We start from the raw sequence: 21,176 nt of genomic DNA, 5'->3' as shown, positions 1-21,176 counted from the left end.
CGGTTGCCTCAGCCGAATCAGCACCGCCTGAACTGGGGCACAGTTTCCGGCAGCCCACCCTGTTCGCCGTATAGCGAATTGGGGCTTGTTTTGCCAAGCAAAACGCCTGCCAAACGCGAAAGTGTGGACACCTACGCGTTTGCTGCGACCGCTAAGAGAAAATTCGTCTAGGCTTGGTCGAGACCGTAGAGCGTGTGCAGCGTGCGCACCGCCAGCTCGGTATAGGCGGCGTCGATCAACACCGAGAACTTGATCTCGGAGGTTGTAATGGCCCGGATGTTGATATTCCGCCCCGCGAGGGCCGAGAACGCCTGGGCGGCGACGCCGGCGTGGCTGCGCATGCCGCTACCGATCACCGAAATCTTGGCGACGTCGGTGGCGGTATCGAGCCGCGCGTAACCGATCTTGCCCTTGGCGGCGGTAATCGTGTCCTTGGCGCGGGTATAATCTGCCGCCGGCACCGTGAAGGTGAGGTCGGTGGTCTTGCCGTCCTCGGAGACGTTCTGCACGATCATGTCGACGTTGATGTTGGCATCCGCCAGCGGGCCGAAGATCGAGGCCGCAACGCCCGGCTTGTCCTCGATCTGGCGCACCGAGATCTGGGCCTCATCCTTGGAGAAGGCGATACCGGTGACGACGTGGCTTTCCATGATCTCCTCCTCGCTGCAGATCAGCGTGCCGGGCGGCTGGTTGGCATGCGGGTCGATATCCTCGGGCTTGTCGAAGCTCGAGCGGACGAAGATCGGCATGTTGTGGACCATGCCGAGTTCCACCGAGCGGACCTGGAGCACCTTGGCGCCCTGCGAGGCCAGTTCCAGCATGTCTTCGAACGCGATCTTGTCGAGCCTCTTGGCCTTCGGCACGATTCGCGGATCGGTGGTGTAGACGCCGTCGACGTCGGTGTAGATATCGCAGCGGTCGGCCTTGACGGCGGCGGCGACCGCCACGGCCGAGGTGTCCGAGCCGCCGCGGCCGAGCGTGGTGATGCGACCCGTCTTGGGCTCGATGCCCTGGAAGCCGGCGATGACCGCGACCTCCTTGCGCTCCCTGAAGCGCTTGATGATCTCGCTGCCGTCGATGTCCTCGATCCGCGCCGAGGCATGGGCGTCGCTGGTCTTGATCGGAATCTGCCAGCCCTGCCAGGAACGGGCCTGGATGCCCATGCCCTGAAGCACGATGGCAAGGAGGCCCGAAGTGACCTGCTCGCCCGAGGCGACGACGGCGTCGTATTCGCGCGCATCGTGCATCGGCGAGGCCTCGGTGCACCAGGCCACCAGCTCGTTGGTCTTGCCGGACATCGCCGAGACGACCACGGCCACCTCGTGGCCGGCGTCGACCTCACGCTTCACATGGCGTGCGACGTTGCGGATACGTTCGATGTTGGCGACGGATGTGCCGCCGAATTTCATCACGAGGCGGCTCATGACGACGCGTGCATTCCTTCATAAGGATCAGTATGGTGGCCCGCACTGGACGGGCCTGGCGGACACCGACCGCGCGTATACAGAGGGGCGGGGCCGGGGGCAAGCGGGTTCCTGCTCCGGCCAATCCGGGCAATGGGTTAATCGAGGTCATGGCGCGCTATATCGACGAGATCCTGCAGCCGGGCGAGCGGGTGCTGTATTCGACCAATGCGCACTGGATCTTCTATCTTCCGGCCATCCTGGCCTGGGTCGTGGCTCTGGCGCTGTTCGTGTTGTCCCGGCAAACCATTGTCGAGGGGCTCATCCTGCTCTGTCTCGTCGCGTCCGGCCTGGTGGCGCTGGCCGCGCTGTACTGGACGGTGAAGGGCTGGTTCCACCGCTTCACCACCGAGACCGACGTCACCAATCTCCGGGTCGTGCACAAGACCGGCTTCATCAAGCGCCGCACCTTCGAGATGGCGCTGGACAAGGTCGAGAGTGTCGACGTCGACCAGACCATCCTTGGACGTATTCTCAACTACGGCGACGTGACGATTCGCGGCGTCGGCGAGGGCATCGAGACGATCAGGACCATCGCCTCGCCGCTCGCCTTCCGTAGTTCGATCACCACGCGGTAGGACCGCGCGCAACCATGAGCATGCAGCAAAATATTTCCCTCTCCGCCCAGCCGGGCTCGACCGTCGACGCCGCCGAGATCGCCAAATTCTCGAAACTCTCGTCGGAGTGGTGGGACCCCAATGGCAAGATGGCGCCGCTGCATCGGATCAACCCGCTGCGGCTCGGCTATATCCGCGATGCCGCCTGCCGCAAGTTCGAACGCAATGTGCGCAGCCTCAATTGCCTCGCCGGCCTGCGCGTGCTCGACATCGGCTGCGGCGCCGGCCTGTTGTGCGAGCCGCTGTCCCGCCTCGGTGCGCAGGTCATCGGCGTCGATCCCTCCCAGAGCAACATCGCCGCGGCGAAGCTGCATGCCGACAAGAGCCATCTCGCCATCGACTACCGCTGCACCACGGTCGAGGAGATCGACCCGCGCGAGCGCTTCGACATCGTGCTGGCGATGGAAGTGGTCGAGCACGTCGTCGATGTCGGCGTCTTCCTGAAGCGCTGCGCGGCAATGCTGAAGCCGAACGGCCTCATGGTGGTCTCGACGCTGAACCGCAACTGGAAGAGCTTCGCACTCGCCATCGTCGGCGCCGAATACGTCTTGCGCTGGCTGCCGCGCGGCACCCACGAATGGAACAAGTTCGTCACCCCCGACGAGCTGACGAAGTATCTGCTCGACAACCGTCTCGTCATCACCGAGCAGACCGGCGTCGTCTACTCACCCTTCGCCGACAAATGGTCGCTCTCGTCGGACATGGACGTGAATTACATGGTGGTGGCCGAAGCGATGGTGTGAGGGCGCGCTTGTGGCACGAGCCGTTCCTCCACAGACGGTGTCGTCCCTGCGAAAGCAGGGACCCATAACCACAGGCCATTGTAAATAACCGAGACGGGCGCCCCGAGCATGTACTACGTCTACATCCTCGCCAGCCGCCATCACGGAACGCTCTACATCGGCGTCACCAACTCGCTCCAGACGCGCCTGGAGCAGCATCGCGCCGGCAAGGGCTCGGAATTCGTTAAGCGCTACGGCGTGTATCGGCTCGTCTACACCGAGGCGTACGAGCGGGCAGAAGAAGCGATTGCCCGCGAAAAGCAGCTGAAACGCTGGAAACGCGACTGGAAGATCGAACTGATCGAGCGCGACAATCCGGAGTGGCGGGATCTGAGCGATTTGCTGGTTTGACGCTGCCCAGCAAACCCTGTCGTCCCTGCGCACGCAGGGACCCATACCGCGTGATCTCTCCGTGGGGCTCGGTGTGAGATGCGCGGGTTGGCAATCTTCGCAAAACTGCTCCCTGGGGTTATGGGTCCCTGCGTGCGCAGGGACGACAGCGGAGTTTGTGGCGCGAGCATCGCTCCCATGACGTCCCTGCTGGTTGACCGCGCCGGTCTCAGCTTGCAGGTTGGCTGAATTCTTTCCCAATCTCGCCCCCACCCCCCATGCTCACCGTCGCCAGCCTCTGGATTCCCTTCACCATCGTCGCGGCGCTGGGCCAAGTCGCGCGCAATGCGATGCAGCGATCGCTCACGAAGCCGCTGGGGACCTGGGGCGCGACCAATATCCGCTTCCTGTTCGGCTTTCCGTTCTCGGTGCTGTTTCTGGGCGTGGTGCTGGTTGCGACCGGCGACCATCTCGGCATGCCGCCGACTGTATTCTGGCCGTGGCTGCTGCTGGGGGCGCTGAGCCAGATCGTCGCCACCGGCCTGATGCTGCTCGCGATGAACGACCGCTCCTTCGTGGTGACGACGGCCTACCTCAAGACCGAGGCGATCCAGACCGCGATCTTCGGCTTCGTCTTCCTCGGCGATCACCTGACCTGGCTGAAGGTCCTGGCGATCGTGATCGCGACCATCGGTGTCGTCATCACGGCGCTGCGGCCAGGCGGCGAGAAGGGCTTTGCGGAATTGAAGCCGACCATCACCGGCCTGGTGGCGGCGGCGGCCTTCGCGCTCTCCGCGGTCGGCTTTCGCGGCGCCATCATCAATGTGCCCGGCGTCTCCTTCGTGACGGCGGCGTCGGTCACGCTGGTGCTCGGCCTGTTCGTGCAGACGCTGATCCTGACGATCTACCTGCTCTGGCGCGCGCCGAACGTGCTGCGGGGAATCCTCAATCTATGGCGGCCATCGATGCTCGCGGGCTTCACGGGCGCCTTCGCCTCGCAATTCTGGTTCCTGGCGTTCGCGCTGACGGCCGCCGCCAATGTCCGCACGCTCGCGCTGATCGAGGTGCTGTTCGCGCAAGCCGTGGCGTATTATTCGTTCAAGCAGCCGATCGCGCCGCGCGAGCTTGCTGGCATCGCGCTGATCGTGATCGGCGTGGCGGTGCTGGTGGGAGCTTAGTTCCTGTCTTCCGGCAGCGCCGGCAGCGGCGAGACCTCGATGCCCTCGTCGATCAGCGATTTCGCCTCTTCCGGCGAGGCCTCGCCGTAGATCGGGCGGTGCTCCTTGTCGCCGTAATGCATCGCGCGGGCTTCGTTGGCGAAGCGCTCGCCGACATTGTCGGCGTTCTTGACGATGTGATCGCGCAGCTCCTTCAGCTTGGCGCGCAGCTCCTTTTCCTGCGCCATCAGCAGCGAGGTCGGCCCTGACGGCGCGGCTTCGGGCGCGGCAGCAGCAATTGCTTCCGGCGGCGGCGTCGCCCGCCCGCGGCCCTTCTTGCCGACGATGCGCGGCGCCATGATCGCCTTCTCGACCTTGGCCGAGCCGCAGATCGGGCAGGTCACGAGCTTGCGCTTGACCTGGGAATCGTAAGCCGACGAGCTCTGGAACCAGCTCTCGAAGTCATGGTCCCGGTCGCAGCGGAGCGCGTAGCGGATCATGCCGATCCCCGCACGAGGTGCAGATGGTCCGGCCCCGCCTTGGGATCGGACACGCCGAAGCGGCGGCCATGCTGGAGCGAGGGAATCGCGCGGCGCGCGGTCTCGACCTTGGCCGGATCGATCTCGGCCATGATGATGCCGGGCTCGACGTCGCCCTCTGCGAGGATCTCGCCCCAGGGATCGATGATCAGCGAATGGCCGTAGGTCTCGCGCTTGTTCTCGTGCAGCCCGGCCTGGGCCGCCGCGAAGATGAAGCAACCGGTCTCGATCGCGCGCGCACGCAGCAGCACGTGCCAATGCGCTTCGCCAGTCTTGCGGGTGAAGGCCGAGGGCACGGTGATGAAATAGGCGCCGCTCTCGGCAAGAGCACGGTACAGCGCGGGGAAGCGCACGTCGTAGCAGATCGTGAGGCCCACCCGGCCCCAGGGCAGGTCGGAGATCACCGCGGTCTCGCCCGGCTGGTAATTGGCGGATTCGCGGTAGCTCTCGCCGTCCGGCAGCTCGATGTCGAACATGTGGATCTTGTCGTAGCTCGCGAGCACATTGCCCTCGGGCCCGATCAGGGAGGAGCGGTTGACCGCCTTCTCCGGCGAAAAGCGCAGCGCCAGCGAGCCGACATGGAGATGGATCTTCAGCTCCTTGGCGAGCGCCCGGTAGGCCTTCAGCGAGGTGTCGTCTTCCTCGCTCTGCAAATGTTCGAACAGCGCCTTGCGGTTCAGCTGCATCATGTTGCTGACCTCGGGCGTCTGCACGTAATCGGCGCCGTCGGCTGCCGCCTGCCGGATCAGCCTGGTGGCCTGTTCGAGGCTCGGCCCCGGCATCAGGCCGGTGCGCATCTGCACCATCGCGGCGGTGAACGTGCGGTTCTCGCTCATGAGCTGGCCTTCACGCCTTCGAGCATGCCGTCGAGCTTGCCTTCGCGGTCGAGCGCATAGAGGTCGTCGCAGCCCCCGACATGAGTGCCGCCGATCCAGATCTGCGGGAAGGTCGAGCCCTGGCCGGCGCGGTCGTACATCTCGGCCCGCCAGGAGGGGTTCTTGGCGACGTCGAATTCGGTGAAGGCCGCCTTCTTGCGGGTCAGCAGCGACTTGGCGGCGGAACAATAGCCGCAGCCCGGCCTGGTGTAGATCTCGACAGCAGCGTTCATCTCGTCTGGCGCTCTCATGTCATGAATTCATTGAATTATATGGGACTTTACCTGGCCTCCACAACCCGGGCGAAGACCAGCACGTCGACCTGGGCGGCCTTGGCACGCAGCAGGGCCCGCGCGCAGGCATCCAACGTCGCGCCCGAGGTCAGGACATCGTCGATCAGGACAATGCGGCGGTCCTGGACTTCAGCCTGACGGTCGGAAGATACCTGGAATGCGCCCTGCACATTGGTGGCGCGCTGGGCCCGCGACAGGCCGATCTGCTGCTCGGTCGCGCGCACCCGGCGCAGCACCTCGCCCTGCACTTTCACCCCGCTCTGCCGCGCGATAATGCGCGCCAGCGCCCCGGACTGGTTGTAGCGGCGGCGCCAGGCCCGCCGCCAGTGCAGGGGCACCGGCACCAGCATGTCGGCGCCGGCCAGCAGCTCGCCACCCGCCCGCGCCATCCACCGCCCCATCGCGGGCGCCAGATCGGTGCGGTCCTGGTATTTCAGCGCATGCACCAGCGTGCGCGCGACGTCGTCATAGCGCACCGCCGCGCGGGCGCGCATATAGGCCGGCGGGCTCGCGATCGCCTCCATCGACAGCATGTCGGGGCCGGGATCATAGACGAAGGGAATGCCGAGCCGCGGGCAATAGGGCCGCTCGATGAACGACAGCCGGGCCCAGCACGAGGCGCAGACGCCCTCGCCGTCGACCGGCTCGCGGCAGGACACGCACAGCGTCGGCAGCGCGATGTCGAGCGCGAGCCGAGCTGCCCGCGACAGCACGTGACGACCGGCCGCCCACGCGGCACGAACGGGCGCGGCGATGGAGCGGGTCGGGGCGGCGTCGGCTTCCATGCGGGGAGGCTAGCGTTCCGCTCGGTGGCGCTCAAGCCGCCGTGGCCCGAAAGGGCCCATCAGGAAAGCAATTCGTGGTGCTCTCTCAGGATGGCGCGGGCGCTCCGCCGGTCCGCGGCTGGTGCAAAGATCGAATCATAGGCCAGCCGCATCTGACGGGCAGCCCGTGCGGGAGGCATCGAGCCCACGCCTGTTCCCAACCCGGGGACGAGGAGGGACCCGATGGCCTCGCCGGCGCCGGCATTGTGTGTGAGGACAGCGATCAGAGCTGCCCGGAACGCGAGGTACACATTGACGGTCTGATCGATGCGCGCCGGCACTCGCATCGTGGGCGCACTCACGAGGAATGGGAAGCGCGCGTGGCCTGTGGCGAGCACGATCGCTTGGCCGACCGGAAGCTCGCCATAGTGTTGCTCCGCCAATGCCGCTTGCAGATTGGTCTGTAGGTCCCACCCGAAGTATCGCGAATAGAGCAGGTCGATGCCGCCATCCATGTGCCCAAAGCTGTTCGCGGGGCTCAGGATCGCGTCGGCCTCGTGCGCAAAGATGTCGCCAAGCGAAACCTCGACGTTTGCCACGCTTCGACAACGTCGGCGCTGATGTCTCGAAGATGAATGTTGAGCACTGTTGGAGCCTCGGTGATGCCTGACTATACGGCGGCGCGCCTGCCTGTTCCACTAGCCTCTCTGTTGCGTGGGTTGCCAGAGTGGCTGTGATGAGCGTAACCAGCGGCATGGCTCAGCCTTCCCAAATCCCGCCCGCTCTTTTCGATCGTGCGCTGCTGCACGTCCGGCAGCAACGTGCGCAGGCGCAAGGTCCTGTGCACTTCCTGCTCGATCGCGTGGCCGAGGATATGGCCGACCGGCTGAATGCGGTGACGCGCGAGTTTCACGCACCGGCCGATCTCTGGACGCCTGGCGACGGGCTCACGGCGCTGCGCACCCGGCTTCCGACCATGACACGGGTCGCACCCGACGCGGCCGGCGGGGAGAAACTTCCCTTCGCTCCGGAAAGCCTCGACCTCGTCGTCTCGGCACTGGCGCTGCAATTCGTCAACGACCTGCCGGGCGTGCTCGCGCAGGTCCGCCGCGCGCTGAAGCCGGACGGGCTGCTGCTCGCCGCCATGATCGGCGGCGACAGCCTGACCGAGTTGCGGCAGGCGTTTGCCGCCGCCGAGGCCGAATGCGAGGGCGGCGTGTCGCCGCGCGTGGCGCCGTTCGCCGATTTGCGCGATATCGGCGCGCTGTTGCAGCGGGCGGGCTTTGCGCTGCCGGTCACCGACGTCGATCGCGTCGTGGTGCGTTACGCCAATGCGTTCGCCTTGATGCAGGATCTCCGCCGCATGGGCGCGGCCAACGTGCTCATCGAGCGGCGGCGCTCGCCGTCGCGGCGCGCGACGTTGCTGCGGATGGCCGAAATCTATGCCGAGCGCTTTGCCGATGCCGATGGCCGCATCCGGGCGACGTTCGACATCATCTGGCTCTCCGGCTGGGCCCCGCATGCAAGCCAGCAGCAGCCGCTGAAGCCGGGATCGGCGAAGGCAAGCCTGGCGGAGGCGGTGAAGAAGGCGGGGAAAGAGTGACGTGTCCCGGACGCGCTGCAGCGTTCTTACGCTGCTGCGCAGGGCCGTGACCCAGTCTGCGGCTTCTTGGCCCCTGCTCTGCAGCGCTTCGCGCTGCGTCCGGGGCAAGCCGTCACATCAACAAATCGATCAAATGCGGGATCAGCGGAATGTCCGCGGGCGGCATCGGGTAATCGCGCAGCTTGTTGGCGCGGACCCAGGCCAGGGCCTGGCCTTCGCGCGCCGTCACGATCCCTTCCCAGCGCCGGCAGATGTAGAGCGGCATCAGCAGGTGGAAGCTCTCATAGGCGTAGCTCGCGAAGGTCAGCGGCGCGAGGCACGGCTCGGCGACGATGATGCCGAGCTCCTCGGAGAGCTCCCGGATCAGGCTCTGCTCCGGCCGCTCGCCCGGCTCACACTTGCCGCCGGGGAATTCCCAGAGGCCGGCCAGCGCCTTGCCCGCGGGGCGCTGCGCGATCAGGACGCGCTTGTCGGCATCCACGAGGGCGCAGGCCACCACTAAGGTCAGTTTGAGATCGGCCATGCCTGGACTGTCGCTCGCTGAGGTCGTTCGCAAGGATTCGTTAATCCCTTTGAGGGGACTGGCTCCCATAAGTCATATTTAATCAACGGTTCCTAGAGTGGGAACATATTTAAACCATTCCGGGCCCGATTCATGCGCGCTGTGTTTCGCACCACCCTCCGCCGATTCCTACGCGACCGGCGCGGCAACATCGCGGTGATCTTCGCACTCGCCTGCGTCCCCCTGATCACTGCGGTTGGCTGTGCGGTCGATTATTCCCGCGCCACGCAGATGCAGGCCAAGCTTCAGGCCGCTGCCGACGCCGCCAGCGTCGGCGCGGTCGCCAAGGCATCGCCGGCCTTCAAGGCGGCGGGCACGATGAACTCGGACGGTGCGATCCCGGCGGGCGTCACCGACGCGAGGAACATCTTCAATGCCAACGTCGCCAATCTGACCGGCTATACGCTCGACAGCGTCACGCCGAAAGTGGTCAAAAACGGCTCGACGGTCACCTCGTCCGTCACGTTCAAAGGCACCATCAACACCATGTTCCTCGGCGTGATCGGCAAGTCCGCGTTGAGCGTCACCGGTTCGTCGACCGCGACGGCGAGCATGCCGCTCTATGTCGATTTCTATCTCTTGCTGGACAATTCGCCGTCGATGGGCGTGGCGGCGACGCCGGCCGACGTGACCAAGTTGGTCAACGCGACCACCGGCAGCAGCTTCAAGCCCGACGACCAGTGTGCCTTCGCCTGCCACGACTACAATGATTCCAACAATTACTACAATCTGGCCAAGAGCATTGGCGTCACCACCCGAATCGATGTGCTGCGCAGCGCGACGCAATCGCTGATGGACACGGCTGCCGCGAGCCAGACCTATCCGAACCAGTTTCGCATGGCGATCTACGATTTCGGCGCGGACTCAAAGACGATCGGCTTGCGAGCGCTGTTCCCGTTGTCCTCGAATCTGTCGAGCGCGAAGACGGCGGCCGGCAACATCGACCTGATGGGCGTCTACGGCAACAATGACAAATATACGAAGGATCAGGACACACCGTTCAGCACCACCCTGCCGGCGATCGACAAGGAGATTCCCAATCCCGGAAGCGGCAAATCCAACGCGCCCCTGAAGTATCTTTTTTTCGTCTCCGACGGTGTCGCCGACGAAAGCAATACGGGCTGCCTGAAGCCGCTTTCGGGCTCGTCGCGGTGCCAATCGCCGATCAACGCCTCGCTCTGCAAGACGATGAAGGACCGGGGCGTCAAGGTGGCCGTGCTCTACACGACCTATCTCGCGCTGCCCACCAACAGCTGGTACATGAAATGGATCGACCCGTTCAATGCCGGCCCCTATGGCCCGTCGCCGAACAGCGAGATCGCGCAGAACATGCAGAGCTGCGCTTCGCCAGGGCTGTTTTTCGAGGTGAGCCCGACCCAGGGCATCTCGGACGCGATGAACGCGCTGTTCAAGAAAGCGGTCGCGGACGCCCGGATCTCCGGCTGATTTGTTCACCTCTCCCCCGCTTGCGGTAGGCTATCGCAGATGGAGAGATCTCGCCTGTGGCCATCCTTCGAGACGCCCGCCGTCGGCGGGCCCTCGGGATGAGGACCGAGTGCGTTGCGCTAGTTTCAACAGGTCGTCTCGAAGGACGAGGCGCGCGCTCAGAGCCAAATGCGATAACCCTCCCGCTTGCGAGGAGTGGGCGGGGGCCTACGACCTGTAGTCCCCGTTGATCGCCACATATTCCTTGGTGAGGTCGCAAGTCAGCACGCGGTCGCGGCCCTTGCCGAGGCCGAGGGAGACCAGAATTGCGATCTCCGGCGCCTTCATCGCCTCCGACACTTGCGCTTCGTCATAAGACGGATCGCGCGCGCCGCTCTTGGCGACGCGGATGCCGTTGAACGAAATCGAGAGTTTGTCGCGATCGGCCGGCTCGCCGGCCTTGCCGACTGCCATCACCACGCGGCCCCAATTGGCGTCCTCGCCCGCGATCGCGGTCTTCACCAGCGGCGAGTTGGCGATCGACATCGCGATTCGGCGCGCCGAGGCCTTGGTCTTGGCGCCCTCGACAATGATCTCGACCAGCTTGCGCGCGCCTTCGCCGTCGCGGGCGACCTGCTCGGCGAGGTTGGCGAGCACCTGGTTGAAGGCCTTGACGAAGGCTTTCAGGCGCGGATCGCTGGCGCGGCTGATCTTTGGTGCGCCGTGCGCGGCGGCAGCGCCGGTGGCGAAGGCCAGCAGCGTGTCCGAGGTCGAGGTGTCGCCGTCGATCGTCACCGCGTTGAAGGTGTCCTCGACGCCGGCCTTGAGCAGCGCCTGCAACGCCGCAGGCGCGATCGGCGCGTCGGTGAAGATGAAGGACAGCATCGTCGCCATGTCGGGGGCGATCATGCCGGCGCCCTTGGCCATGCCGTTGATGGTGACCTTGGCCTTGCCGAGCTTGACGGTCGCGGTCGCGACTTTCGGGAAGGTGTCGGTGGTCATGATCGCCTTGGCCGCGGCGAGATAGTCGCCGGGCTCCGCGGTCTCGGCGAGGCGGCCGAGCACGCCGTCGAACTTGGTCGCATCCAGCGGCTCGCCGATCACGCCGGTCGAGGCCAGGAAGATCTCGCTTTCGCTGCACCCGACCGCCTTGGCGGCGATCTTCGCGGTCAGCGCGGTGGAGGCGCGGCCGGTCTTGCCGGTGAAGGCGTTGGCATTGCCGGAATTGACCACGAGGGCGCGCGCCAATCCCTTTTTAGAAGATCCGCCGCCCTTCAGCTTGGCGCGGCACCATTCCACCGGCGCGGAGGGGCATTTCGATTTGGTGAAGACGCCTGCGACCGTGGTGCCCTTGTCCATCACCGCCAGCAGCACATCGGTGCGGTTCTTGTAGCGGATGCCGGCCTCGGCGGTCGCCAGGCGGACGCCAGCGATCATGGGCATATCGGGGACGGTCTTCGGGGCGAGCGGGGAAACGGAGGAGGACATCGCGGAGCGCCTTGCTGGGGTCTGGACATGCAGATGGCCGGGGAATCCCCGGCCATTGCGACGTTAGATACTCTCGGCGTACGCGAAGTGACAGCGAATTCTTACTTCTTCGCTGGCGGCGCCATCTTGCTGTCGGACGGCTTGGCCGGGTCGGCCGGTTTGGCTTCGGACTTGGCGCCCGCCGCCGGCTGGTCCAGCCGCTCGACCTTGGCTTCGGTACGCAGCTTGGCGACATACTCGGCCTGGGCCTTGCGGGTCACATATTGCTCGATCTGCGCCTTGACCTGCTCGAAGTCCGGCGCCTTGCGGTTGCGCTTTTCCTCGACCTTGATGATGTGCCAGCCGAACTGCGACTTCACGGGGTCGGAGACCTTGCCCGGCTCCAGCGCGAAGGCGACGGTGGAGAATTCCGGCACCATCTGCTCCTTGGTGAAGAAGCCGAGGTCGCCGCCATCGGCCGAGCCCGGATCCTTGGACTTTTTCTTGGCCAGCTCGGCGAAATCGGCGCCCTTGTCGAGCTCGGCCTTGACCGCCTTGGCCTCGTCCTCGGTCTCGACCAGGATGTGGCGGGCGCGCACCTCCTGCTCGCCGGTGATCTGCTTGGAGGCCTCCTCGTAGACCTTCTTCATGGCGTCCGGGGTGGTGGCGGCCTTGCCCTCGCTCGCGAGCAGACTGTCCATCAGAAGCCGGTTGCGGGCGAATGCCAGGCGCTTCTTGAACTCCTCGCTGTCGGCGACCTTCTTGTCCTCGGCAGCCTTGCTGACGATCTTCATGTCGATCAGGAACGACAGGACGTTCTCGTCCTTGGTCGCGGGGTCCATCTGGGCGAGGCTCGGCCCTAGCTCCTCCTCGGCCATGGCGACGTCGCTCTTCCTGATTTCCGCGCCATTGACCTTTGCCAGCACCGGATCGTCGGCGGCCCGGAGCGGGCCCACGAACGCCAGCGACAGCGCCAGGGCAAGGCTGCCAGCCAGGGCGGTCGCAAGGCGGAAACGCTGGCCGGTGGTTACCGGGAACGAGCTGGTCATGGAAAATCCTTATGTTGAAGCAGGGGGCTGCTCGAAGCGGGGCGGACACTCGCCCAATTCAGGGGGGCTTGGCAACGCGAAAAGTCTGTCAAAATGATGAATTAGCCGCAATGCGCCCGCCGTTGACAAGGCCCCGACCGGGCCATATCTCTGCCCGGTCGCGACCATGGCGATGGCGTTTATTTTGCTGCGTTTTTGGCCGTTGAACCCAGGCTTGCCCAATTCCCACCCATATGGCGGACGACCCCGCAGTCCGGGCCGACGGTGCCATCAGGCGTCACGGTGAGTTGATAGGCAGGCGGGTGACAACTTTCTCGGGCCCAACGCGGTTAAATCGCGAACACAGGAATTAGGCATGATCGGCGCGCTCGCCCGCAAGTTTTTCGGCTCCGCCAACGACCGGCGGGTGAAGGGATATCAGTCCCGCGTCAACGCGATCAACGCGCTGGAACCCGAGGTTTCCAAACTTTCCGACGAGGCGCTCAAGGCCCGCACCGCCGAGTTCAAGAAGCAGCTTGCCGAGGGCAAGACGCTGGACGATCTCCTGGTGCCCGCCTTCGCCACCGTGCGCGAGGCCGCCAAGCGCACTCTCGGCCAGCGCCATTTCGACGTCCAGTTGATCGGCGGCATGGTGCTGCACGAGGGCGACATCGCCGAGATGAAGACCGGCGAAGGCAAGACGCTGGTGGCCACCCTTGCGGTCTACCTCAACGCGCTCGCCGGCAAGGGCGTCCACGTCGTCACCGTCAACGACTATCTCGCCCGCCGCGACTCCGGCTGGATGGGCCAGATCTACGGCTTCCTCGGCATGACCACCGGCGTGATCGTGCACGGCCTCGACGATGCCGAGCGCAAGGCAGCCTATGCCTGCGACATCACCTACGGCACCAACAACGAATACGGCTTCGACTATCTCCGCGACAACATGAAGTACCGGCTCGAGGACATGGTCCAGCGCCCGCACTTCTTCGCCATCGTCGACGAGGTCGATTCCATCCTGATCGACGAGGCGCGCACGCCGCTGATCATTTCCGGCCCGCTCGACGACCGCTCCGACTTCTACAACACCATCGACAGCTTCCTGCCCAAGCTCGACAAGTCCGACTACGACGTCGACGAGAAGCAGCGCACGGTGACGCTGACCGAAGGCGGCATGGAGAAGATCGAGACGCTGCTGCGCGATGCCGGCCAGCTCAAGGGCGAGTCGCTCTACGACGTCGAGAACGTCTCCGTCGTGCACCACATCAACCAGGCGCTGCGCGCCCACACGCTGTTCACCCGCGACAAGGACTACATCGTCCGCGACGACGAGGTCGTCATCATCGACGAGTTCACCGGACGCATGATGCCGGGCCGCCGCTATTCGGAAGGCCTGCACCAGGCGCTGGAGGCCAAGGAGCACGTCCAGGTCCAGCCCGAGAACCAGACGCTGGCCTCGATCACCTTCCAGAACTATTTCCGCATGTACGAGAAGCTCGCCGGCATGACCGGCACGGCCGCAACCGAAGCGGACGAGCTGTTCGACATCTACAAGCTCGAGGTCGTGGAGATCCCGACCAATCTGTCGGTTGCCCGTCTCGACGAGGACGACGAGGTCTACCGCACCCAGCAGGAAAAATACCAGGCGATCCTCGCCGAGATCGAGCGCGCCAATTCGCGGCTGCAGCCGGTGCTGGTCGGCACGGCCTCGATCGAGAAGTCGGAAGTGCTCGCCGAATTCCTCAGGAAGAACGGCTACAAGCAGATCGACTTCGGCAAGGAGCACGCCCTCGACAAGCTCTATGCGGCGGCCCGCGCCGGCAAGCCGGCGAAGCTGTTCGCGGTGCTGAACGCGCGCTTCCACGAGCAGGAGGCCTATATCGTCGCCGAAGCCGGCGTGCCCGGCGCGATCACGATCGCCACCAACATGGCCGGCCGCGGTACCGACATCAAGCTCGGCGGCTCGCTGGAAATGCGCATCCAGCAGGAGACCGCCGGGATTACCGACGAAGCGGAGAAGGCCAGGAAGATCGAGCAGATCAAGGCCGACATCGAGACCTTCCGCAATATCGTGCTGAAGGCCGAGGAGACGGTCGAGATCGAGCCGGCGAAGGGATCCAAGCCGGCCAAGACCGTGAAGAAGCCGGGCGGCCTCTACATCATCGGCTCCGAGCGTCACGAATCCCGCCGCATCGACAACCAGCTGCGCGGCCGCTCCGGGCGTCAGGGCGACCCCGGCCGCTCGAAATTCTTCCTGTCGCTCGAAGACGACCTGATGCGCATCTTCGGCTCGGACCGTCTCGACAGCATGCTGCAGCGTCTCGGCCTGCAAGAGGGCGAGGCCATCATCCATCCCTGGATCAACAAGGCCCTGGAGAAGGCGCAGCAGAAGGTCGAGGCGCGCAACTTCGACATCCGTAAGAACCTGCTCAAGTTCGACAACGTCCAGAACGACCAGCGCAAAGTGATCTTCGACCAGCGCGTCGAACTGATGAAGGACGAGAGCGTCGCCGAAACCGTCGCCGACATGCGCCACGCCTTCATCGACGACCTCGTCGCCAAGCACGTGCCCGAGCATGCCTATGCCGAGCAGTGGGACGTCGCAGGCCTGAAGGACGAGTTGAAGCGCGTGCTCGATCTCGACCTGCCGGTCGACGAATGGGCCAAGGAAGAGGGCATCGCCGACGAGGAGCTGCTCTCCCGCATCGAGACCAGGGCCGACGAGCACATGGCGGCCAAGGTCGCGCAATGGGGCCCCGACGTGATGCGTTACGTCGAGAAGACCATTTTGCTCCAGACCCTCGACCATCTCTGGCGCGAGCATCTGATCATGCTCGACCATCTGCGCCAGGTCATCGGCCTGCGCGGTTACGGCCAGCGCGATCCCTTGCAGGAGTACAAGACCGAGGCCTTCAATCTCTTCCAGGAGATGAGCGCTCATCTGCGCGAGGCGGTCACCGCGCAGCTGATGCGGGTCGAGATCGTCCCGCCGGAGCAGGAAGCCCCCGTCCTGCCGCCGATGGAGGCGCACAAGTTCGATCCCAACACCGGCGAGGACGAGATGGCGCTCGCGAGCGTCACGCTCGGAGCGCAGGCCTCCGACGCCGCGCTGCGCGATCCCAAGAACCCCGCCAGCTGGGGCAAGGTCGGCCGCAACGAGGATTGCCCGTGCGGCTCGGGGAAGAAGTACAAGCACTGCCACGGGCGGTATGCGTAGCCGGGGACAGTCGGCCGGCTCGCCCTTGGCGTTTCAATCGTGGCCCGGTCGGCGTTGTGGGCACGGCCGGAACCCGGATTAACATTTGCTGTTATGATGTCATCACCTTGTGGGTGTGCGCTCGCCCTCAAGGCGGGACAATGATGTCCGCCGGTGCCTGACCGTGTGACGATCGGAATGCAAGTCGGGACGGCTTAACGTGGGGAGGCGGCCACATGACGAGCTGTATTGCTCGACGATGGCTGCGCTGGAGCCGGGGTTAAGGCCGTTCATGAGTTCCTTAGACGATTTTCCGCCATCCAGAAACGAGATGATCGAGGCGCTCGACCTCGAAGGTCTTGCCGATGAAGCGAGCTTCGGTGAGTTGACCCGCTTCACTGCGGCGCTGTGCGAGGCGCCGATCTGCCTGATCAGTGTGGTCGGGGACACGATGCAGCGCTTCGTGGCCAAGCACGGCCTTCACGTATCCGAGACGTCGCGGGAATCTTCTTTCTGCGCGCACGCCATGCTGGGATCGGATCTGATGGTCGTGCCCGATGCTGCCGTGGACCCGAGGTTCGCGGACAATCCCTTGGTCAGGGGCGATCCTTTCATCCGCTTTTACGCCGGTGCGCCGCTGCTGACGGATGACGGCTTTCCGCTCGGCTCACTCTGCGTCATCGATCGCGCGCCAAGGCTTGGTCTGACCCCGTTGCAGGAGCAGGGCCTGCGTGTCATGGCCGGCCAGGTTGTGGGTGCGATGGGTCATCGCAAGACCACGAAGAGGCAGCAGGCCAGCGAGGCGGTTGCGAAGCAGGCGCTTTCTGAAACTGAGCGGAAGTTTCGTGTACTGGCCGACACCATGCCCCAGATGGTGTGGTCGACGCTGCCGAACGGGGATCACGATTACTACAATGCTCGATGGTATGAATTTACGGGCGTCCCGGAGGGCTCGACCGACGGTGAGGGCTGGAACGGCATGTTTCATCCCGAGGACCAAGACAGAGCCTGGGAGCGGTGGCGGCATGCGTTGCGGACCGGCGAGCCCTACGAAATCGAATACCGTTTGAGGGATGCCGAGGGCAATTATCGCTGGACCCTCGGACGCGCCTTGCCGATGCGGGATGCCGACGGCAACATCACCCGTTGGTTCGGAACCTGTACCGACATCCACGAGCAGAAACTCCTGATGGATCAACGCGAGATGATCAGCCAGGAGCTGAGCCATCGCATCAAGAACATCTTCTCGGTGATCAATGGGTTGATCGGCCTGTCGACCCGTACGCATCCGGAGCTCAAGGGACTTGCGGACGAATTGCGGTCGCGCATCATGTCGCTTGCGAAGGCGCACGATTTCGTGCGTCCGCACAGCGCCCGCTCGCGGCCGACTTCGACCCAGGCAACGCTCAAGGGTCTTCTGGAGCAACTCTTGTCGGCCTATCAGTCGGAGACCAAGCGGGTGCTCATCACGGGCGATGATGTCACTATCGACGATCGCTCCGCCACTCCGCTCGCTCTGTCCTTCCACGAACTTGCAACCAACGCCGCCAAGTACGGCGCATTCTCGACGCTAGCCGGGCGCGTCTCCGTCGACGTCAGCGAGACCGATGATGATGTCGTCGTTGCGTGGACGGAAATTGGCGGTCCGCAAATCAGGTCGGCGCCGGCGGCCGAAGGCTTTGGCTCCAGGCTGATCGCCTTGAGTATGTCCAGTCAGCTCGGTGGGAAAATCGCCTACGATTGGAGACCGGAAGGGCTCCGGGCCGTGGCTATGATTCCAAAGACGTCGATGAGCCGCCCGCAGCCGCAAAGAACGTGACGTCCGGAGAGTGCAGCGCTTCCGGCACGCCCGCTGCGTGCTGGACCGCCGTCAGGATCGCCTCATCACTAAAGGGCTTGCGGATGAAGCCGATTGCAGTGCCCGCCCTCGGCATGATCTGCGCAGGATTTGCCGTGACGTACACGATCTTGGTGCCGTAGTTCCGCGCAAGGTCCAGCGCGATCTGCGGTCCGGTCGAGCCGTCCCTCAGGTTGACGTCTACCAGCGCAATTTGCGCCTTCGGACCCGCCTCCAAGGCCTCCTTGCGATCCGTCGCTATCCCGGCGACGCGATAGCCTGCGTCTTCCAGAATGCGAGCGATGTCGCTGGCGACGAAAATCTCGTCTTCGACAATCAACACGGAAGGGGGCATCTGCTACGTCGTGCTGGGTTGAACAATCAGGAGCGCTCGGCGGACGCGCTCTCCACGGCCGTATGAGCCGAGAACAACGTCAAGTTCCGCCTTTTGTTCCCGAGTCTCGGCGCTGTCAAGTTCCGCAACACACGCGCTGCTCTCACCAAAGATTCAATTCGAGCTGTCGATCAAACTCTCCCGCAGCCGCTTGAGCCCGCTGGTCGACTTGTCGCCGTAGCTCTCCAGGATGTGCCCCTCTTGGTCTACCGCGAGCGAGGTGAGCTTCTTGCACAGCGCCTCGCTGACAAGCTGCCGAGGAATGCCGAAGCGACATTCGAACGACAAGGCACTTCGGTGTGACGTGAACGCTCGGCACGGCCATCGTCAAATGCGCAGCTGAGCAAGGCGTGAAGCCCAGCATCGCGCGCAGCTGACGGGCGTTCGGGCAAAGCGCGGGATCGTGTCTCGGAGAACCTGCCGGGCAAACCACCCAATTTTTTGCCGTTGCTCTTTGTGAACTGGATCACCGCAGCAAAGCTCGATCCGTGTTCTGATTGAGACGCATCACGCGGCCCGACAAAATGGAGCCCGGACAATGTCTAAACGTGCGCTGCCAACTGCCTTTTGTTTTCTTGCATTCAGCTTTACGCCTGCGGTTCGGCCCCTGCGAGCCAGGTCGCCGGATGGTGGGGCGGAACATGGTCTTGCAACATCGATGGCCGGCCGGCCCGGATGAGGTGGGCCGCCGTGGACGACACTCAGACAAGCTGTGACGGCGACACTTGCACCAGCAGTTCGGGAGCACGCTGGGCAGGTAGCTTCTCAGACAATGGCTCGCGATGGGTGAAGTTGACAAATCCACGCAGCGGAACGAAGGGCGGCCTGTATTTCAACCATGCCGATGGCAATAAATGGTATCTAGCCAAACCGGTCAGCAACAGGGCCGCTGGCTGGACGACATGGAACGGCCAGCGCTATCGCCTCTCGTGCTGGCGATGATGCAAATGCGGCGCCTGCTCATCTCAGCCTGGCCTCGAGGGCGAGCCTAATTGGAGCTGTCGATCAGGCTCTCGAGCAGCCGCTTGAGCTCGCTGGTCGACTTGTCGCCGTAGCTCTCCAGGATGTGCTCCTCCTGGTCCACCGCGAGCGAGTTGAGCTTCTTGCACAGCACCTTGCCGCGGTCGGAGATGAACATCAGCACTTTGCGGCGGTCGTTCGGATCCTGGACGCGATAGACCAGCGTGTCCGAGACCATGCGGTCGATCATCTTGGTCAGCGTCGGATGGTTGAGCAGCACGGCCTCTGCGAGCTCGCCCATCGAATGGCCGTTGCCGTCCGACAGCACCTTCAAGATGCGCCATTGCTCGACGGGAACCCCCTCCTTGCTCAACCGCAGTTCGAGTTGCCGGTTGATTTCCCGGTTGGCTTGCGCGAGCAAATAAGCGAGGTGTTCGGTGATCGGGGAATTCTGTTTCGGCGGTTTTGCCACGGCTGAGACTTCGCCTTGACCCAAATGAGTGAATGTCTTGCAATCGATGCTGCATCTATATGCACTTCAATTCTTGAATATTCAATATTTTCAAAATAGGATCATTGCCCAACAAAGGGGCGGATGCCGCGACCGCTCGAAGAATGTGCTTTCAGGTCTGGTCTCAGACAGGAGTTGGCGTGCGCGCGACGGTGAACTTCCCGGCTCACGGCGGCTCGGCGTTGCCGCCGTTCTTGCTGTTCAGGAATTTGTCGTCCTCGGCGGCGGATTTCGACCTGTCGCCATATGACGCCCACGTCATGAGGCGCCGCGGCGCGCGCAACAAGCTGCGCATTGGCAATTTCCTCACCTTCACCGGCTCGCCCGGGATCTGGGGTCCGACCTCCACCAACAGCGCGATGCTGGCGGTCGCCGAGATCAACAAGCGCGGCGGCATTCTGGGCCGCGAGCTCGAGCTGTCGATCTACGATTCCGGCGGTCCGATCGAGGAGGTGGTGCGCCGCGCCGAGCAGGCGATCGCCTTCGACGAGGTCGACCTGATCATGGGCTCGCACATCAGTGCCGTTCGCGTCGCGCTGCGCCAGGTCACCGGCAACCGCATCCCATACATCTACACCCCGGTCTACGAAGGCGGCGAGCGCACGCCGGGGGTGATGGCGATCGGGGAGACGCCGCGCTGGCAGAGCCGGCCCTCCATCCACTGGCTCGCCGACGTCAAGAAGGCGGCACGCTGGTACCTGATCGGCAGCGACTACGTCTGGCCCTGGCAGTCGCATCGCGCGGTGAAGCGCTACATCAAGGAGGCGGGCGGCCAGATGGTCGGCGAGGAGTTCGTGCCGGTCGGCGAGGACAATCACGAGCCGCATCTGGCGCGCATCCGTGCGGCAAGGCCCGACGTGGTGCTGATCTCGCTGATCGGCACCGACAGCATCACCTTCAATCGCGCCTTCGCGGAGGCGGGCCTCGCGACGTCGACGCTGCGGCTCGCGGGCGCGATGGACGAGACCGTGCTGCTCGGCATCGGCGCCGACAACACCGAGAATCTGTTCTGTGCGTCCGGCTATTTCAACTGCATGGCCTCGCACGCCAACGACGAGTTCCTCAGCGGTTACCAGGCCATGTTCGGGGCCAACGCGCCGCCGGTCGGCTCCGTCGGCCAGTCGAACTATGAGGGGTTGCGCTTCCTGGAATCGGTGGCCCATCGCGCAGGCTCGCTGGCCTTTCGTCCGCTGCTCAAGGCCGCGCGCAACACCGTCTATACGGCCGGCCGCGGTCCGGTGACACTGCGCGACGGCCGCGCCGAGATGCCGATGTATCTCGCCGAGGCCGACGGCCTCGACTTCAGGATCCTCAAGACGCTCTGAGCGGCCCCTGCCGACGCGCCGCAGCGATGTCGCGAAATAATACTTGAA

21 protein-coding genes and 1 pseudogene are annotated in these 21,176 nt (G+C 64.4%); 10 read left to right on the top strand and 12 right to left on the bottom strand.

Going from position 1 to position 21,176, the window contains the following annotated elements; translation table 11 throughout:
• Positions 1 to 167: 167 nt before the first annotated feature.
• The gene (locus DCM80_RS10610; RefSeq protein ID WP_028139055.1) at positions 168 to 1,424 is read right to left on the bottom strand and encodes an aspartate kinase; all 1,257 of its coding nucleotides are present in this window, start codon (positions 1,422 to 1,424) and stop codon (positions 168 to 170) included.
• A gap of 149 nt (positions 1,425 to 1,573) precedes the next feature.
• Between DCM80_RS10610 and DCM80_RS10605 the strand changes: the two genes are divergently transcribed.
• The 4 genes from DCM80_RS10605 (at position 1,574) to DCM80_RS10590 (ending at position 4,370) form a co-directional block, all read left to right on the top strand.
• Positions 1,574 to 2,041, top strand: coding sequence for a PH domain-containing protein (locus tag DCM80_RS10605; protein WP_257178737.1), 468 nt, complete (start codon positions 1,574 to 1,576; stop codon positions 2,039 to 2,041).
• Between the two features lie 14 nt (positions 2,042 to 2,055).
• On the top strand, positions 2,056 to 2,823 hold the full coding sequence (gene ubiG / locus DCM80_RS10600) for a bifunctional 2-polyprenyl-6-hydroxyphenol methylase/3-demethylubiquinol 3-O-methyltransferase UbiG (protein WP_257196910.1): 768 nt from the start codon (positions 2,056 to 2,058) through the stop codon (positions 2,821 to 2,823).
• A gap of 108 nt (positions 2,824 to 2,931) precedes the next feature.
• Complete coding sequence (locus DCM80_RS10595; RefSeq protein ID WP_257196909.1) at positions 2,932 to 3,213, top strand: GIY-YIG nuclease family protein; 282 nt, start codon at positions 2,932 to 2,934, stop codon at positions 3,211 to 3,213.
• A 257-nt stretch (positions 3,214 to 3,470) separates the two neighbouring features.
• On the top strand, positions 3,471 to 4,370 hold the full coding sequence (locus DCM80_RS10590) for an EamA family transporter (RefSeq protein ID WP_257196908.1): 900 nt from the start codon (positions 3,471 to 3,473) through the stop codon (positions 4,368 to 4,370).
• Here DCM80_RS10590 and DCM80_RS10585 read toward each other — a convergent pair.
• The 5 genes from DCM80_RS10585 to DCM80_RS10565 are packed head-to-tail and all read right to left on the bottom strand — an operon-like array spanning position 4,367 to position 7,419.
• Positions 4,367 to 4,849 (bottom strand): DUF1178 family protein, encoded by a 483-nt coding sequence (locus DCM80_RS10585; protein WP_257196907.1) that lies wholly within the window; start codon positions 4,847 to 4,849, stop codon positions 4,367 to 4,369. The genes DCM80_RS10590 and DCM80_RS10585 overlap by 4 nt on opposite strands.
• Positions 4,846 to 5,724 (bottom strand): carbon-nitrogen hydrolase family protein, encoded by an 879-nt coding sequence (locus tag DCM80_RS10580; RefSeq protein ID WP_257196906.1) that lies wholly within the window; start codon positions 5,722 to 5,724, stop codon positions 4,846 to 4,848. The genes DCM80_RS10585 and DCM80_RS10580 overlap by 4 nt, the downstream gene beginning before the upstream one ends.
• Positions 5,721 to 5,996 (bottom strand): glutaredoxin 3, encoded by a 276-nt coding sequence (gene grxC, locus DCM80_RS10575; RefSeq protein WP_028139049.1) that lies wholly within the window; start codon positions 5,994 to 5,996, stop codon positions 5,721 to 5,723. Before grxC ends, DCM80_RS10580 begins: the two co-directional genes overlap by 4 nt.
• A gap of 47 nt (positions 5,997 to 6,043) precedes the next feature.
• On the bottom strand, positions 6,044 to 6,841 hold the full coding sequence (locus tag DCM80_RS10570; protein ID WP_257196905.1) for a ComF family protein: 798 nt from the start codon (positions 6,839 to 6,841) through the stop codon (positions 6,044 to 6,046).
• A 59-nt stretch (positions 6,842 to 6,900) separates the two neighbouring features.
• Positions 6,901 to 7,419, bottom strand: a complete 519-nt coding sequence (locus tag DCM80_RS10565; protein WP_257196904.1) for a macro domain-containing protein — start codon at positions 7,417 to 7,419, stop codon at positions 6,901 to 6,903.
• Between the two features lie 137 nt (positions 7,420 to 7,556).
• On the opposite strand from DCM80_RS10565, the gene DCM80_RS10560 reads away from it, so the two are divergent.
• Positions 7,557 to 8,423, top strand: a complete 867-nt coding sequence (locus tag DCM80_RS10560) for a class I SAM-dependent methyltransferase (protein ID WP_257196903.1) — start codon at positions 7,557 to 7,559, stop codon at positions 8,421 to 8,423.
• Positions 8,424 to 8,535: 112 nt separating this feature from the next.
• On the opposite strand, the gene DCM80_RS10555 is transcribed toward DCM80_RS10560, so the two are convergent.
• Positions 8,536 to 8,946 carry a (deoxy)nucleoside triphosphate pyrophosphohydrolase gene (locus tag DCM80_RS10555; protein WP_257196902.1) on the bottom strand — a complete coding sequence of 137 codons (411 nt, stop codon included), beginning with the start codon at positions 8,944 to 8,946 and terminating at the stop codon, positions 8,536 to 8,538.
• 132 nt (positions 8,947 to 9,078) lie between these two features.
• Here DCM80_RS10555 and DCM80_RS10550 point away from each other — a divergent pair, with 132 nt between their 5' ends.
• Complete coding sequence (locus DCM80_RS10550; protein WP_257196901.1) at positions 9,079 to 10,431, top strand: TadE/TadG family type IV pilus assembly protein; 1,353 nt, start codon at positions 9,079 to 9,081, stop codon at positions 10,429 to 10,431.
• A gap of 207 nt (positions 10,432 to 10,638) precedes the next feature.
• Here DCM80_RS10550 and argJ read toward each other — a convergent pair whose 3' ends face one another.
• Together argJ and DCM80_RS10540 are read right to left on the bottom strand one after the other, a co-directional pair.
• A complete protein-coding gene (argJ, locus tag DCM80_RS10545) occupies positions 10,639 to 11,898 on the bottom strand; it encodes a bifunctional glutamate N-acetyltransferase/amino-acid acetyltransferase ArgJ (protein ID WP_257196900.1) in 1,260 nt (419 codons plus the stop codon).
• A gap of 101 nt (positions 11,899 to 11,999) precedes the next feature.
• Positions 12,000 to 12,926, bottom strand: a complete 927-nt coding sequence (locus DCM80_RS10540) for a peptidylprolyl isomerase (protein ID WP_257196899.1) — start codon at positions 12,924 to 12,926, stop codon at positions 12,000 to 12,002.
• A 355-nt stretch (positions 12,927 to 13,281) separates the two neighbouring features.
• Here DCM80_RS10540 and secA point away from each other — a divergent pair, with 355 nt between their 5' ends.
• Both secA and DCM80_RS10530 read left to right on the top strand, forming a co-directional pair.
• On the top strand, positions 13,282 to 16,122 hold the full coding sequence (secA, locus tag DCM80_RS10535) for a preprotein translocase subunit SecA (RefSeq protein WP_257196898.1): 2,841 nt from the start codon (positions 13,282 to 13,284) through the stop codon (positions 16,120 to 16,122).
• Between the two features lie 310 nt (positions 16,123 to 16,432).
• A complete protein-coding gene (locus tag DCM80_RS10530) occupies positions 16,433 to 17,920 on the top strand; it encodes a sensor histidine kinase (protein WP_257196897.1) in 1,488 nt (495 codons plus the stop codon).
• Here the strand turns inward: DCM80_RS10530 and DCM80_RS10525 are convergent.
• Both DCM80_RS10525 and DCM80_RS10520 read right to left on the bottom strand, forming a co-directional pair.
• A complete protein-coding gene (locus DCM80_RS10525; protein WP_257196896.1) occupies positions 17,871 to 18,281 on the bottom strand; it encodes a response regulator in 411 nt (136 codons plus the stop codon). The genes DCM80_RS10530 and DCM80_RS10525 overlap by 50 nt on opposite strands.
• A gap of 165 nt (positions 18,282 to 18,446) precedes the next feature.
• A pseudogene (locus DCM80_RS10520) lies at positions 18,447 to 18,575 on the bottom strand (MarR family transcriptional regulator); the annotation flags it as partial.
• 324 nt (positions 18,576 to 18,899) lie between these two features.
• Between DCM80_RS10520 and DCM80_RS31290 the strand changes: the two are divergent.
• Positions 18,900 to 19,274, top strand: coding sequence for a DUF6006 family protein (locus DCM80_RS31290; protein ID WP_373569399.1), 375 nt, complete (start codon positions 18,900 to 18,902; stop codon positions 19,272 to 19,274).
• A gap of 46 nt (positions 19,275 to 19,320) precedes the next feature.
• Here the strand turns inward: DCM80_RS31290 and DCM80_RS10515 are convergent, their stop codons facing one another.
• Positions 19,321 to 19,764 (bottom strand): MarR family winged helix-turn-helix transcriptional regulator, encoded by a 444-nt coding sequence (locus DCM80_RS10515; protein WP_257178725.1) that lies wholly within the window; start codon positions 19,762 to 19,764, stop codon positions 19,321 to 19,323.
• Positions 19,765 to 19,943: 179 nt separating this feature from the next.
• Here DCM80_RS10515 and DCM80_RS10510 point away from each other — a divergent pair, with 179 nt between their 5' ends.
• Positions 19,944 to 21,128, top strand: a complete 1,185-nt coding sequence (locus DCM80_RS10510) for a substrate-binding domain-containing protein (RefSeq protein WP_257196894.1) — start codon at positions 19,944 to 19,946, stop codon at positions 21,126 to 21,128.
• Positions 21,129 to 21,176: the final 48 nt, after the last annotated feature.

The sequence above is a fragment of the Bradyrhizobium sp. WBOS08 genome (assembly GCF_024585125.1).
GTDB lineage: Bacteria > Pseudomonadota > Alphaproteobacteria > Rhizobiales > Xanthobacteraceae > Bradyrhizobium > Bradyrhizobium japonicum_B.
Note: the sequence above shows the minus strand (reverse complement) of the source record. Positions and strands in the feature narration are given on the sequence as shown.